This is a genomic window from Haloarcula salinisoli, from assembly GCF_019599405.1.
Lineage (GTDB): Archaea > Halobacteriota > Halobacteria > Halobacteriales > Haloarculaceae > Haloarcula > Haloarcula salinisoli.
The window spans coordinates 13,429-26,446 of record NZ_RKLQ01000006.1; the positions used below are offsets into that span (position 1 = coordinate 13,429).

The 13,018-nt window shown below is 63.9% G+C and carries 16 protein-coding genes; 8 read left to right on the top strand and 8 right to left on the bottom strand.

The genetic code is table 11. The features are described 5' to 3' along the window. Positions 1–288: 288 nt before the first annotated feature. From EGD98_RS19385 to trxA, 4 genes are all read left to right on the top strand, one after another. Entirely contained in the window at positions 289–450 is a 162-nt protein-coding gene (locus tag EGD98_RS19385) for a DUF7512 family protein (protein WP_220590008.1), read from the top strand. 3 nt (positions 451–453) lie between these two features. Next, positions 454–1,479: a sulfite exporter TauE/SafE family protein gene (locus EGD98_RS19390; RefSeq protein ID WP_220590009.1), complete on the top strand. Its 1,026-nt coding sequence runs from the start codon at positions 454–456 to the stop codon at positions 1,477–1,479. Positions 1,480–1,552: 73 nt separating this feature from the next. Beyond that, a complete protein-coding gene (locus EGD98_RS19395) occupies positions 1,553–1,957 on the top strand; it encodes a helix-turn-helix domain-containing protein (RefSeq protein WP_220590010.1) in 405 nt (134 codons plus the stop codon). Positions 1,958–2,061: 104 nt separating this feature from the next. Beyond that, positions 2,062–2,418: a thioredoxin gene (trxA, locus tag EGD98_RS19400; protein WP_220590011.1), complete on the top strand. Its 357-nt coding sequence runs from the start codon at positions 2,062–2,064 to the stop codon at positions 2,416–2,418. A gap of 176 nt (positions 2,419–2,594) precedes the next feature. On the opposite strand, the gene EGD98_RS19405 is transcribed toward trxA, so the two are convergent. From EGD98_RS19405 to EGD98_RS19420, 4 genes are all read right to left on the bottom strand, one after another. After that, a complete protein-coding gene (locus tag EGD98_RS19405) occupies positions 2,595–3,101 on the bottom strand; it encodes a universal stress protein (RefSeq protein WP_220590012.1) in 507 nt (168 codons plus the stop codon). A gap of 324 nt (positions 3,102–3,425) precedes the next feature. After that, positions 3,426–3,902: a DUF7970 domain-containing protein gene (locus EGD98_RS19410; RefSeq protein WP_220590013.1), complete on the bottom strand. Its 477-nt coding sequence runs from the start codon at positions 3,900–3,902 to the stop codon at positions 3,426–3,428. Continuing rightward, entirely contained in the window at positions 3,899–4,888 is a 990-nt protein-coding gene (locus EGD98_RS19415) for a ParA family protein (RefSeq protein ID WP_220590014.1), read from the bottom strand. Before EGD98_RS19415 ends, EGD98_RS19410 begins: the two co-directional genes overlap by 4 nt. A 401-nt stretch (positions 4,889–5,289) precedes the next feature. Beyond that, positions 5,290–7,890, bottom strand: a complete 2,601-nt coding sequence (locus EGD98_RS19420) for a cation-translocating P-type ATPase (RefSeq protein ID WP_220590015.1) — start codon at positions 7,888–7,890, stop codon at positions 5,290–5,292. Between the two features lie 72 nt (positions 7,891–7,962). Here EGD98_RS19420 and EGD98_RS19425 point away from each other — a divergent pair, with 72 nt between their 5' ends. Together EGD98_RS19425 and EGD98_RS19430 are read left to right on the top strand one after the other, a co-directional pair. After that, complete coding sequence (locus tag EGD98_RS19425) at positions 7,963–8,253, top strand: DUF211 domain-containing protein (protein WP_220590016.1); 291 nt, start codon at positions 7,963–7,965, stop codon at positions 8,251–8,253. Positions 8,254–8,259: 6 nt separating this feature from the next. Then, entirely contained in the window at positions 8,260–8,841 is a 582-nt protein-coding gene (locus EGD98_RS19430; protein WP_220590017.1) for a VIT1/CCC1 transporter family protein, read from the top strand. Between the two features lie 12 nt (positions 8,842–8,853). Here the strand turns inward: EGD98_RS19430 and EGD98_RS19435 are convergent, their stop codons facing one another. Then, on the bottom strand, positions 8,854–9,285 hold the full coding sequence (locus EGD98_RS19435; protein ID WP_220590018.1) for a pyridoxamine 5'-phosphate oxidase family protein: 432 nt from the start codon (positions 9,283–9,285) through the stop codon (positions 8,854–8,856). Positions 9,286–9,388: 103 nt separating this feature from the next. Here EGD98_RS19435 and EGD98_RS19440 point away from each other — a divergent pair, with 103 nt between their 5' ends. Beyond that, positions 9,389–9,673 (top strand): amphi-Trp domain-containing protein, encoded by a 285-nt coding sequence (locus tag EGD98_RS19440; protein ID WP_220590019.1) that lies wholly within the window; start codon positions 9,389–9,391, stop codon positions 9,671–9,673. Positions 9,674–9,697: 24 nt separating this feature from the next. Here EGD98_RS19440 and EGD98_RS19445 read toward each other — a convergent pair whose 3' ends face one another. Genes EGD98_RS19445 through EGD98_RS19455 form a run of 3 tightly spaced genes read right to left on the bottom strand, consistent with a single transcriptional unit; the run spans position 9,698 to position 11,561 of the window. Continuing rightward, positions 9,698–10,291, bottom strand: coding sequence for a metal-dependent hydrolase (locus EGD98_RS19445; RefSeq protein WP_236039671.1), 594 nt, complete (start codon positions 10,289–10,291; stop codon positions 9,698–9,700). A gap of 45 nt (positions 10,292–10,336) precedes the next feature. Continuing rightward, entirely contained in the window at positions 10,337–10,489 is a 153-nt protein-coding gene (locus tag EGD98_RS19450; RefSeq protein WP_220590021.1) for a hypothetical protein, read from the bottom strand. Continuing rightward, positions 10,479–11,561, bottom strand: coding sequence for a glycosyltransferase family 4 protein (locus tag EGD98_RS19455; protein ID WP_220590022.1), 1,083 nt, complete (start codon positions 11,559–11,561; stop codon positions 10,479–10,481). The genes EGD98_RS19450 and EGD98_RS19455 overlap by 11 nt, the downstream gene beginning before the upstream one ends. A gap of 552 nt (positions 11,562–12,113) precedes the next feature. Here EGD98_RS19455 and EGD98_RS19460 point away from each other — a divergent pair. Then, on the top strand, positions 12,114–12,929 hold the full coding sequence (locus EGD98_RS19460; RefSeq protein WP_220590023.1) for a polysaccharide deacetylase family protein: 816 nt from the start codon (positions 12,114–12,116) through the stop codon (positions 12,927–12,929). Positions 12,930–13,018: the final 89 nt, after the last annotated feature.

Consider the following 13,018-nt stretch of genomic DNA (forward strand, 5'->3'; position numbering starts at 1 on the left):
AACTCGACCACAACTCGTGTGCTCCCTGGACCGGTGACCGCAAGTCCCGTGAGGACCGCGAGAGCGCGCCTGAGTTTATTCCGCCCTACCGTGGCGGTTCTAATCACTGTGGCCCGACACCCGATATCCAGATAACCTATGCGGATATCTCGGTGAGTTAGCGGTCGGATTCTCTGCAGTAATATTGTGCTCCTCTCCCAAAACCGTTATCAGTACCCTCCGGATAGAATGACACGAGTGGAAAAGTATGATATTTGCACAACAGAACAATTCTGGAAGGACATACCGATGGTAGACCTGGCGGGGGTCACAGCCGGCGGCGCGGGCAGCGTCGACGCAGCCGTGCTCATCGGGGCCGTGCTGCTCGAGGCGGTCCTCCTCTACGTCGGCTACGGTGCGGTCGAACAGGTGTTCGGACATCGTGTGGTCGACCGGCTCAAGGGAGAGTGAGGGATGGAGATACTGGGGCTCGGTCTGTGGATGGTCCTCCTGTTCGTCGGGTTCGGGCTGCTCATCGGCGTCCTGTTTGGTTTCTTCGGGATGGGCGGCTCCTTCCTGGTGACGCCGGCGCTGCTGGTGATGGGGTATCCAACCAGGGTCGCCGTGGGGAGCGGGCTCGCCTTCGTGTTCGGGACCTCCGTCATCGCGACGCTGAAACACCGCGACATGGGCCAGGTCGACTACAAACTCGGGGTTTTGATGATCGCCGGGACGACCGCCGGCATCGAGGCCGGCAAGGAGATCGTCATCCATCTGGAGTCGCTCGGGCTGGCCGGGAGCATCATCAGTGTCACCTACGTCTTCCTGCTGGGTGGCATCGGGGCATTCGTTACCTACGAAGCCGTTAGAGGCGACGGTGGTGGCGGCGTCGACCACGACCAGGCGGATGCCGAGGTGGACGCCGACGACATCCCGGAGATAGCGAAGAAGATACAGTCCTATCGCGTCCCCCCGATGATGTCGCTTCGTGGTGGCGTCAGCGTCTCGCTGTGGCTGATACTGGCCGTCGCCTTCGTCACCGGGCTGCTCTCGGGCTTTCTCGGCGTCGGCGGCGGGTTCATCCGCATGCCCGCACTGTTCTACCTCATCGGCGTCCCAGTCCCCATCGCTGTCGGGACCGACCTCTTCGAGATTGTCTTCTCGGGCGGCCTGGGGAGTTTCCTCTATGCGATGGATGGCGGGGTCGACATCTCCATCGTGGTGCCGCTGCTGGCGGGGAGTGCCTTCGGAGCCCGCATCGGCTCGGCCGCGACCAGCATCGTCGACGAGGACGATATCAAGGTGTACTTCGGACTGATGTTGCTGGGCGGCGCGCTCGCCGTCGCGGTCCGTGAGATAGGCACCGTCACCGGCATCGATGCCCTCAACACGGTCAGTCTGGTGCTCATCCTCGGCTCTGCGCTCGTGGTCAGCGGGGCCGTCGTCTACAGCAGCGTCACCGCCCTCCGCGAGGAGTCACAGTCGTCCGCACCGGCCTGAGGCGAGTTCGCACACAATTGTGCGAACTACACACAAATCTTTTACACGCACAACTCCTCTCTTCGTCCAAGCAATGCCGGACTCGATGACCGAACAGCTACAACAGGATATGGAGTGTGAGGGGCTGCTGGAATGTTTCCACGGGCTCAAACAGCTCGACAAGGAGTGTTTTCAGGCGCTTGTCAACGCCGAGGACCCGCTCACTGTCGACGAGATAGCCGAGACCGTCGACCGCGAGCGCTCGACCGCCTATCGGTCGGTCCAGCGCCTGCTCCAGACGGGGTTCATCCAGAAAGAGCAGATAAACTACGACCAGGGCGGCTACTACCACGTCTACCGGCCGACGGACCCCTCGAAGATAGCCAGTGAGATGCAGCGGATGCTCAACGACTGGTACGCCAAGATGGGCCAGCTCATCGGGGAGTTCGAACAGAAATACGAGAACGAGGCCGAGTCACCGCCGCAAGCCGGGAGCTAGAACGACGGTTTTGCGACAGTGGACGGTGATGCGGGACTCTTTCGAGATAGTATTGTATATTGTCCCCACAACTCTTAACCACTCCTGGCCCCTACCTTACAGTGATGACAACTGATACTGCAGCCGACACAGACATAGAACCGAGCGACGAGCCAGTGGCCGTATCGGGCCCCGAGCAGCTCGACGACCTCCTCGCGTCCCACGACGTGGTACTCGTCGACTTCTACGCCGACTGGTGTGGCCCGTGCAAGATGCTAGAGCCCGTCGTCGAACGGCTGGCCGCGGAGACCGACGCAATCGTCGCGAAGGTCGACGTCGACGCGAACCAGCAACTCGCCAGCGACTACGGTGTTCGCGGCGTGCCGACGCTCGTCCTCTTTGCCGACGGCACGCAGGTCGAGGAGGTCGTCGGCGTCCAGCCCGAAGACCAGCTGCGCTCGCTCGTGGCGTCACACACGTAGATAAGCGATACACGATATCTCGTCATCACCGGGGCCGGTGTCGCCGGACTTTCAGTGGGGTCGCGGTCGGATAGTCGTGAGCGCGGCGCTGGAAGCAGGCAACGAACACACCGCGAATAGCGGCGGACAAAGCGGCAGTGACCGACGCCAGCGCCGTGCATAAAGGCAGTGGGAGGCTACTGTTCCGGCGTGCGCACGGTGAGCACCGGGATGTCGGCGGTCCGAACCACCTTCTCGGTAACGCTCCCGAGGAGGTAGCGGTCCACGCCGGTCCGCCCGTGGGTCCCCATCACGATGAGGTCCGCGCTCTCCTCGTCGGCGTAGTCGAGGATGCGCTCGTAGGGAGCGCCACTCAGGACCGCCGTCTCGACTGGCACCTCGTCACCGACCGCGTCGGCGACCTCGGAGACGACGGCTTCGCCGTGCTCGGCGATGAATCCCATCCGCTCGGAGTCTTCGTTGGTCATTCCGGACGACTGCGTCTCGTCGTGGTCCCCGACCATGTCAGACTGTTCGACGTCGTCGTGTTCCTCGTGAATCAGCCCCGACGGTCCGAGGTCATCCTGGGCCACGAACAGCACGTGCAACGTGGCGTCGTACTGCCGAGCGTGGTCGACGGCGTGGTCCAGGGCCGCGTCTGCGGCCTCGCTGCCATCTGTTGGGAACAGGATGCTCTCGTACATGGGCCTCCAACGTGTATCTTGGACTGCCGGACTGTTAAAAATGTAGGCCGAGTAACTATACCTGTAACTAGTTACTATCGAGGTGGCTTCGACAGCCCCGACCAGTAGCGAACAGTCAGCCGACGAGACGGTCACGGTGACCTGGTCGAGCCGCGGGGAGTCGCGTCTCAGTATCACTCCCGCGTATGCCGTTCTGGACTGCGACGAATGCGACGGCGACACCCTCGGTCCCGAGGGAAGTCCTGGACGTTCGGCTACCCAGCCCTGCCATATCCGCCCCGCAGCGGCCGGGCGGTAAAATGGAGTTCCACAGCGCGTGTTGGGTTAGCCGAGCGAGTCGAACCCTTCCTCGCGCATCAGCTCTGCGACCCGTTCGGGGTGGCGAAACGCGGCAAGCAGCGCGAACTCCCGAGCGTCGGTCTTCGAGACGTCGTTGGCATCAAGTTCCGCGGCCAGCTCGTGTCGGAACGCCGCCTCCCCGTCAGCGACCTTATCACGGACGTGAATCTCGAGGCGGGTGTCCCGCTCGTCGCCGACGTTGCTCCGCCGGACGAAGTACGGATAGCGCTCCCGGCCACCGGGTTCCGATTTGCCTGCCGGTCCGTCGCTGGGGACGTCCGGGTCGTGGTCGGCTGGGGACTGGTCAGACGCTGTGGCCGGGGAACTGTCAGCCCCCTCCGGCGACCGCTCGTCGCGCTCGGGCGAGCTGGTGGTCTGCCCTGAACTTTCAGCCTGTGATTCGTCGGTCGAGTCATCCTCGTCGAAGTCGAGGTTTCCGGAGCCGGACTTGAAGTTCGTCACGCCGTCGTCACCTCCTGCTCCTCGCTGAGGTCGAACTGTCGGCGCTCGTCGTCTCTGACGTCGATATCGAGAACCGGCTCGACCTCTGCGTCGAACGTCTCCGTGGCGAGGAAGTACGCGAGTTCGTACAGTTTCCGCAGCGTCTCGATTTCACGGTCACGGACGCGACGCTGGCCTGGTTCGCTGACCATCTCGCCGTCGCGCTCGAAGGTCTTCCAGCGCTCCTCTACCACCTTGAACGCGGAGCCGCGAGCCTCCCACATCGCGTCCATGAGGCTCTCGCGGTCGCCGATGCTGACCGGCGTCGCGAACTCTGGAGTCGACTCGAACTGGTCGCGGTACTGCTGGTGAGCGTTGGTCTGGCCCACGCCCGAGGGGACGACACAGGCGAGGCCGACCTCGATATCTAGTTGGGTCTCCATATTGCCGACGAGTTCGCCCAGGCCGTCCAGACTCAGATTGCCCTTCCCGGCCGGTTTGACCGGCGCGACCAGGGTGCGAAGTGCGAAGATAGCGTTGTACAGCAGATCCTCCGCGCGGGCGTTCGGGTCGATGAGTATAGCGTCATACTGTTTATGGAGTTCCTCCCGCTCCCACAGCAGGTCATAGAGGAGCTCGAACCGTGGATACTCCTCGCGGCTCATGTTCTGCATCCCCGTCTCGTAGGATATCTTCTGTTCCAGATTCGAGGTGAAATCGCCCAGCATATCGTGGCTCGGGATGATGTCGACGCCCTCGGCGGTCGTCTCGATGAGCTCCTCGAAGGGACCGTCGGGCATATCCAGGACGTGCTTGACGAGGTTGTCCGCGTCCGGGTCGCTCCGGCTGGCCCCAGCGTCGAAGAGGCTAGTCAGGTTCCCTTCCTGTGGGTCCAGGTCGATGACGAGCGTCCGGAGCCCCATCCGCTGTAAGGCCACCGCGAGGTTGGCTGTCATCGTCGTCTTGTAGGTCCCGCCAGATTCCGAGTACACGACGGCCGTTATCATAGTGGGGTCTGTTGTGTGCCTGTTTCATAAATCTGTGTCAGACATTTGTACCAGTCATCTGTAATTGCTGTCTGTAACAGTTGTCTGGTATAACTGTATGTAACGAACTCTGTACGGTGGTTTCAATTGATGTTGCAGACTCTGGTGCCGCACTCTGTTACAGACACACATTACAGAATACTGTTATAGACATTTATCACAGACATCTGTTACAATATACTGCTACAGCCACCTATGACAGAAACCAGTGATGCTTGCCTGTCACAGACGGCTGGGACAGCTTTCCGGGCCGACAGGAACAGATGACTGTGACAGCTCCGAGACGGCGAGTGGCGGCTGGACTCCGAGTCGTGGATAGGGGCCGCTAGCTCGGAAGGGGACACGACCAGCGAGCAGTAGTGCTACTCCCGGACCAGCACTGCCACGCCGAGATACAGCGGCAACACGCCGACTGCGAGTGCCACCAGATAGCCCCAGTCGACGAGTCCGAGCGGCACGGTTCCGAAGTAGTCGTTGAGCGGTGTGTACAGAACCGCGAGTTGCAACGCGAGCGAACCGGCGACGGCGATGGCCAGCCAGACGTTCGACAGCGCTGGCGTCTCGCGCAGCCAGCGGATAACGTAGAGCTTCTCGAACTCCAGGACGACGAAGGCCGTAAACACCATCGTCGTCACGTACGGCGTGACCGACGCCGCGCCGTCGAGCGTGACGAACAACAGGCCGAGAATAGCCACCGTGGACGCGGTCCCGGCGCCGCCGATGAGCCCCAGCATCCCGGGGTCGACGATACCGCGGTCGGGGTCCCGGGGTGGGCGCTCCATCACGTCGCCACTCTGGGGGTCGGCGCCAAGGGCCAGTGCGGGCAAGCCGTCGGTCAGGAGGTTTATCCAGAGCAACTGGACCGCGGGGAGGACGAGATACCCCAGCAGCGAGGCGACGAAGACGATAGCCACCTCGGCGACGTTCGCACTGAGGAGATAGGCGACGAACTTCCAGACGTTGTCGAAGATGGCCCGGCCCCGTTCGACAGCCCGCTCGATGGTCGCGTAGTCGTCGTCGAGCAGGACGATGTCGCTGGCCTGTTTGGCCACGTCGGTGCCCCGAACCCCCATCGCGACCCCGATGTCCGCGTTCTTCAGCGCGGGCGCGTCGTTGACGCCGTCACCGGTCATCGCGACGATGTGACCACCAGACTGCAACGCCTGGAGGATACGGACCTTCTGTGCGGGAGAGGTGCGAGCGAAGACGTCGACTGACTCGACGCGCTCGCGGAGCTGGGCGTCGGTGAGTGACTCGACATCGCTGCCGGTCGCTACCTCCCCACCGAGTCCCAGCGTCTCGCCGATAGCAGCGGCGGTGCGAGCGTTATCGCCGGTCACCATCTTCACGTCGATGCCGGCCCGCTGGGTCGCTTCGACCGCCGCAGCCACCTCCTCGCGTGGCGGGTCGAGCATCCCCACCAGCCCGACGAACGTCAGTCCGTCGCTGATGTCGACCGGGTCCCCGACGGCGTCGCGCTCGACGATACCACACTCGCCGACGGCAATCGCGAGCACACGCAACGCGTCGTCGGCGAAGGCGTCGACTCGCTCGTGGATTCGCTCGGCGGCCACGTCGGTCAACGGCTGTGGCCCGTCGGCGGTGAGCACCTGCGAGGACTTTTCGACGACCACTGCCGGAGCGCCCTTGACGAACACCGCGTCGTCGTGGACGGTCCCCATCCACTTGCGTTCGGAGGAGAACGGAATCTCACCGGTTCGAGGGCGCTGTTCACGGAGGGTAGCGACGTCGATACCACGCTGCTCGGCCGCCAGCAGGATGGCCTGCTCGGTGGGGTCACCCGACTCGGCGGTGGCGTCGTTGCAGAGGGCCCCCGCCCGGAGCAGCCGGTCGATACGTTCGGCGTCGGGGCGCTCGAGCGATGCGCCGGGCGAGACGACACTGTCGTTGACCCAGCAGCGCGTGACCGACATTCGCCCCTCGGTCAGGGTACCGGTCTTGTCCGTACAGATTGTGTCGACAGCGCCCAGGGCTTCGACGGCGGGGAGCCGACGGACGAGTGCGTCCTCGTCGGCCATTCGCCTGACACCCAGCGCCAGCGTCAGCGTGACTACCGCTGGCAGTCCTTCAGGGACAGCCGCGACAGCGAGCGAGATAGCCGTCAGCGCAGACTGGACCGGGTCCGTCCCGCGGGCCAAGAGCAGCGGGACGACAAGCGCCGCGAGGACGATGACGCCCAGGCCCAACAGCCGCCCCAGCCGGTCCAGCTCGGCCTGGAGCGGTGTATCTGTCTCGGCCGTTCCTGCGAGTTCGCCCGCGATAGCGCCGACCTCGGTGTCCATCCCAGTCGCGGTGACGATAGCGACGCCGGACCCGCGGGTGACGTTCGTCCCCCGGTACACCATCGATGCTCGCTCCGCGAGCGGCGTGTCCGCCGGGACCGCTGGCACCGACTTCGAGACCGGCACGCTCTCGCCGGTGAGAGCAGCCTCGTCGACTTCCAGGGAGCTGGTCTCGACGAGCCGGCAATCCGCTGGAACGACGTCCCCACCGGAGAGTTCGACGACGTCCCCGGGGACCAGCTCTGTGGCCGCCACGTCGACGGTATCACCGTCGCGACGCACGCTCGCCGTCGGCGCCGCCAGTTCCCTGAGCGCGGCCAGGCTCTCTTCGGCCCGGTAGTCCTGGACGAACCCGAACAGGCCGTTGGCGAGGACGATGACGGCGATGAGCACCGCGTCCACCGCGTGACCGGCCCACAGCGAGAGGGCGGCCGCGGCTACCAGCACCCAGATGAGCACGCTGTCGAACTGTGCCAGGAAGATATCGACGGCGCTTCGACCCCTGCCTCGTTCGACCTCGTTCGGGCCATAGGCGTCGAAGCGGTCGGCCGCCTCGGCATCGGAGAGTCCATCGGGGCTGGTGTCGGCAGCCGCGAGAACCGCCTCGGCGGCCTTGCTGTGGGGTTGTTCTGTGGTCCGGGACGCCTGTTCCGTGGTCATCGGCACAGAGTGGGGTCGCTCCTGGGTGGCCCTCGGCTACGGTTTTGTGTCTGGCATACTACACGTTCGGGTATGGCACCCGTCAAGCGCCTCGTCGTCGACATCCTGAAGCCACACGACCCTCCGCTGGCCGAGTTCACAACCCATATCGCCGACGTCGGGAGCGTCGACGGCGTCACCGCCTCGCTCATCGAACTCGACAGGGAGGTCCAGAACGTGAAACTCACCGTCGCCGGCGATGACATCGACGTCGACGCCACAGAGGCCGAGGTCGAGGCCCTCGGGGGCACCGTCCACTCCGTCGACCAGGTGTCCTGTGGGGAGCGGGTCGTCGAGGACCGCCCGGTCCCACAGGACCGCTGAGAACCCGTGCCCTCTATTCGCGACACAGCGGTGCGGCTCCTTGGCGACGAGGACGTGCGGTCGATATCGCGCCGGTACTTCGTCTCCAATGGGTTCGACGGGACGCTGACCTGCATCGGCGTCGTCGTCGGGGCCGTCCTTTCCGGGGTGCCCGACGGGGTCACGGTCGTCAAGATCGGTCTGGGGGCGGCGGTCGGGCTCGGGACCTCCGCCGTCTGGAGCGTCTGGGAGATAGAGCGCGCCGAGACGAGAGCCGAGATTCTCCGCATCGAACAGGCGATGCTCGTCGACCTCGACGACACACGGGTCCAGCGGGACAGACAGGGCGAACGGCTCGTCCACGCGACGATGAGCGGCCTGGGGCCACTCATCGGCATCCTCGTCCCACTCTCGCCGTTCGTCCTCGAAGGGACTGTCTTCTCGATGGTCGAGGCGGCCCTCCTCGCGGTCGGGCTGGGTATCGCCATCCTCGGCGTCTTCGGCGCGTACATGGGGTCGATATCCGGCCAGCGATGGTACGTGGCGGCGGCCCGCATGGCGCTGGCCGGATTGGTCGTCGCCGTCATCAACGTCTTTCTCCCGGGGTAGCTGTGCCCACGCTCAGGACTGAACGCGCCCGGTCAATTCGTCCGGAACCAGCCGATAGAACTGGAAGTCGACTTCGCGGGTGGGGTGGTCGAAGATACCGATAAGCGGAATCTCGACTCTGTGTAACCCCTCGAGGGTCTCGGTCCCGATACCCTCGCGCTCGACGTCTTCGAGGTGGCCCTCCGCGACGACACTGTGCCAGTGGTCGTCCGTGCGGTCGAACGTGACAAAGGAGACGGCTCTGTCGGGGAGCGAGCCCTTCGAGTGGGACTGGCCGACGGCCAGCCGGAAGTAGAAGGTCGCCTCTGCGCTGTCGTAGCCGTACGAAACGGGGACGGTATGGGGCGGCCCCCCGTCGGTGGACAGCGAGAGCACACCCGTCCCACCCCGACCGAGGAACTCGTCTCGTTCCTCGTCTCCCATCGCGACACTCGTTTCTGACATAGTTAGTACGTTGACAGGAGCGGACATAAGCCCACTGGACCGTTCGTCGTGACACCGGTGCTAAACGAAACCGATGTAACGGTCGACACGGACTAGTCTGGTGATGTCTGACCCTGAAACCGAGCGCTCGGTCATCCGCGCGGGCCGTGACTTCGAACAGGCGTACCGACTCGACGCGAGCGAGGCCGGCGAGTTCCTCATCGCCATCGGCGAACAGCTCCGGGACGGCGACGAACTCACCATCGTCGAGGACGAGTGGGAGCTCCCCTTCGCCTTCGGGGAGCCGGTCGAGCTCGAGATAGATTTCGAGGGGATGGGCGAACCGTCCCTCGAACTCGAGGTCGAACTGCCGGGCCGTACCGACGAACAGGCCCCTGGTGTCGAGTAGGACCTGACGACCCAAACGCGGGACTCAGAGCTGCCGACCGATAGCCCGTCTAAGCCACTCGTAGCTGTCCCGTACGACGGGCATCCCGTCGTAGACCCACAGCGCAATCGCGAGCGCCCACAGCGAGAGAAAGAGCACCAGTCCCCGTGACAGGTCACCCGACAGGACGGCCGCTGCGATGTCCGTCACGTAGGGGACCACGTTGCTCATGACTTTCCGAACGAAACTCTCCCCTTGGGACCCGCCACCGTCAGTGAGTGGCCAGAGAAGCGTCCCTATCTGGAGCTCCCCGGTAGCGAGATACGTCGGGAGGATATCCCCTGGGAGGTGCAGCAGGTAGCCGGCAGCGAACGCCACCCCGAGCCGTGGGCGTCCCCGACGGACGGCGACGACGACGGCGGCGACAGAGAGTGGGACCGCGATGAAAATCGAATGTCCCAGCGTCCGGCCGCCCTGGAGCACGCCGAACTGCCAGGCCAGTGGTTTGTCGATGAGGTCAGGGAGGAGGGCCCCGACCGCGACCAGTGCCGTCTCGCGGGTCGTGGGAGCGGTCCGCGAGAACCCGTGTGAAGCGAGCGAGAACCCGATGTAGGCGACGATTGCGTGTGTCCATGGCATCATGACGGTGGTATCCCATCTGGGACAGGGAACCGGACTAGTTTCTCAAGCGACAAGTAGCTTCGCGAGGGGCCCCTCGATGGCACACAGCGAGTGCGCTGTCGAATGGGGGTGGTCGTCACCGTCCGTGGCAGCGGGCCGCCGCCCGAAGCGAGCGGCGGCGTCGCCCTCCCGGTCGCGGTAGCGCTCATTGCTCATCCAGGAGCGACTCGTAGATATCGATGAGGCGCTCCCCCATCCGTTCCAGACTCACTTCCTCGACGTGCTCGCGCCCGTCGGAACGGGCCCCCGTCTCCAGCACAGACACGACCGCGTCGACCAGCTCGGCGTCGGTCGAACAGACGTGTGAATTCGTCACCGGCCCCAATCTCGTGCGCGCGTCGCCGACGTCGGTGGAGACGACCGGGAGGTTACAGGCCATCGCTTCCTTGACCGTGTTGGGTGAGCCCTCGCGCAGCGAGGGAACCAGGAGCAGGTCCGCGGCGTTGTAGTACACCGGCATCTCGTCGAAATCCGCGTCGTCGACGGTCTGTAACCGTACTGTCTCGTCGACGGATTCGTTCGCTTTCTCCACAGTCCGCACCGCCACCGAGTGGCGTTTTTTCTCGTTGGATTCGTGATACGGAAAGATGACGTGGCGTTCGTTCGAATCCCATCCCACAGCCTCCCTCGCTTCGGCCCGGTCCATCGGCCGGAACAGCGACATGTCGACACCGCTCGGGAGTATCGAGGCCTCACACGGCAACGCCTCGGCCATCTCCTGGCTGCGGACGATGACGTGGTCGCTCTGGGTCGCACAGAGCTTGGTCAGTCTGGGTTGGAGCCCCGCTATCCGGTCCCCGAGCACGTCATCGCCCCAGAAAGTCATCACGACCGGGCGCTGGGGCTGGGCCAGCCCCAGTGGGGCGACCACCCCGGAGTTGATATGTATCAGGTCGTACTCCTCGAGCAACGACGATTTGAGTATCTGTGGGTACAGCATCGACCCCCGAATCGCGTAGTAGATCGGATTGTGGCCGGCGATACTGCTCAACAGTTCCCCGTGGATTCTGTCGCCGCCGTGGATGTGCCCACCGTCACGGAAATCACCGGTGTAGACCGCGTCACAGTCGATGCCCAGTTCGGTGAGGATATCCACCTGATTGAGGAAAAACTCCATCCCGGAGCTGGACACCTGCAGGACTTTCAACCCCGAGTTACCGTCGCTACGGGCGTCTCCCCCCTGTCGACGGAGCGGGGTCCGCTCGCTGTCCAGCAGCCGTGCTAGCATAGGCTGTTCCAGGCGTCCGTCGACGCTGTTGCTGTTTTCATAGCCAGTATCGTACCTACGGTGGGATGGTAATGGATGGTCAGATGATAAGTATCGATAGCTTTGCCGGGGATAATCCGTGTATAACTGCCGTCAATGGGCCGCTGGCTCGGGACTGAGGTGGTTCGCGGCCGTGTTCGTCGCTACCCCCAGCCGTGTGATTCCGGCGAGGAGCGAGACGTGGATAGAGTCGGCTTCGCGAGTCGATAGCCGGGCCCGCTGGCGATGGCTGGCAAAGGCGTTGGGGTGTGACTGTGAGTTCGGTTCGGCCGCCGAGGAGTGGGTTTCGACAGCCCACCGGTCATATGTTGGCCATTCTTAATATCTCGAGCGCAGTAGCACGCGCCGTCGAATGAGAGTTGTCACCGAGATAGCTAGTCCGAACGGATGTCGTATCGCTCGGGCCCGGTACCACACGTGGGCAGGAGGGCCAGCGGGCGCCACAGCCGACCATCGAGATACCCCATCGACCCAGTTACCGACGACGGACCAATTCGCGGTCGCCAGCGCACGATGACGATTGCCGGCGGACGCCAGGCGTGTATCACGCTGGATCTCGAAAACAACTGGGAGCTCGAGGGGCCGAAGCTGAAATACGCGACGTTCGAGCATCTCGACGAGTACATCGAGCTCCTCGAATCGCTCGACCTGCCACTTTCCGTCTTCGTGGTCGGCCAGACCGTCGAAGAGCGACCGGACGCCATCGAACAGTTGCGTGAGCGACTCGACGTCGAGTTCCATCTGCACTCGTACTCCCATGACCTCTCGGGGACGGCGAGCCTCGAAGACGAGGTGCGAAAAGGGAAACGAGCGTTCGAATCTTACTTCGGCCGCTCACCGCAGGGGTACCGGTCGACCCAGGGGCGAATCGACCGGGCCGGCCTCCGGACGCTCGAATCGGAGGGGTTTCTGTTCGATTCGAGCGTCTTTCCGACGTACCGTCCCGGGGTGTACAACAACCTCGACGCCCCCATCGAACCGTACCGACCGCCCGAGGCCCAGTCGCTGTTCGAGATTCCGGTCGGCGTCGTTCCGGGGCTCCGGATTCCGCTCTCGCAGGGGTATATCAAGGCGATGGAGGGGCCGTTGCTCGCCGCGCTGCGTCACGTCCCGTTAAAGGACGTGGTCGTGTTCAACACGCATCTCCAGGATTTCTTCCACACACGTGCCCACGACCAGCTCGACCAGCCAAAGCGGTTCTTCTACGAGCGGAATATCGAGAACGCCGAGCGGGTGTTCCGGCGGGTCGTCGAGACACTGCGCCGTGACGGGTTCTCCTTTATGAAAATGACGGACGTCTACGAGCGCTGTACAGACGGCAAGGACTGAGGGAACAGCCGGTCGGTATCGGTGGGACCGATCTAACGAGCAGTGGTCACCAGAGGCGGGGCGACTGGAGACACGTCCTGTACAGCTAG

What these genes read in the sequence shown, in the direction of transcription:
- EGD98_RS19385 (WP_220590008.1), top strand. Translation starts at nt 289, where the DNA reads ATGGTAGACCTGGCGGGGGTCACAGCCGGCGGCGCGGGCAGCGTCGAC.
- EGD98_RS19390 (WP_220590009.1), top strand. Translation starts at nt 454, where the DNA reads ATGGAGATACTGGGGCTCGGTCTGTGGATGGTCCTCCTGTTCGTCGGG.
- EGD98_RS19395 (WP_220590010.1), top strand. Translation starts at nt 1,553, where the DNA reads ATGCCGGACTCGATGACCGAACAGCTACAACAGGATATGGAGTGTGAG.
- trxA (WP_220590011.1), top strand. Translation starts at nt 2,062, where the DNA reads ATGACAACTGATACTGCAGCCGACACAGACATAGAACCGAGCGACGAG.
- EGD98_RS19405 (WP_220590012.1), bottom strand. Translation starts at nt 3,101, where the DNA reads ATGTACGAGAGCATCCTGTTCCCAACAGATGGCAGCGAGGCCGCAGAC.
- EGD98_RS19415 (WP_220590014.1), bottom strand. Translation starts at nt 4,888, where the DNA reads ATGATAACGGCCGTCGTGTACTCGGAATCTGGCGGGACCTACAAGACG.
- EGD98_RS19420 (WP_220590015.1), bottom strand. Translation starts at nt 7,890, where the DNA reads ATGACCACGGAACAGGCGTCCCGGACCACAGAACAACCCCACAGCAAG.
- EGD98_RS19425 (WP_220590016.1), top strand. Translation starts at nt 7,963, where the DNA reads ATGGCACCCGTCAAGCGCCTCGTCGTCGACATCCTGAAGCCACACGAC.
- EGD98_RS19435 (WP_220590018.1), bottom strand. Translation starts at nt 9,285, where the DNA reads ATGTCAGAAACGAGTGTCGCGATGGGAGACGAGGAACGAGACGAGTTC.
- EGD98_RS19440 (WP_220590019.1), top strand. Translation starts at nt 9,389, where the DNA reads ATGTCTGACCCTGAAACCGAGCGCTCGGTCATCCGCGCGGGCCGTGAC.
- EGD98_RS19445 (WP_236039671.1), bottom strand. Translation starts at nt 10,291, where the DNA reads ATGCCATGGACACACGCAATCGTCGCCTACATCGGGTTCTCGCTCGCT.
- EGD98_RS19450 (WP_220590021.1), bottom strand. Translation starts at nt 10,489, where the DNA reads ATGAGCAATGAGCGCTACCGCGACCGGGAGGGCGACGCCGCCGCTCGC.
- EGD98_RS19455 (WP_220590022.1), bottom strand. Translation starts at nt 11,561, where the DNA reads ATGCTAGCACGGCTGCTGGACAGCGAGCGGACCCCGCTCCGTCGACAG.
- EGD98_RS19460 (WP_220590023.1), top strand. Translation starts at nt 12,114, where the DNA reads ATGACGATTGCCGGCGGACGCCAGGCGTGTATCACGCTGGATCTCGAA.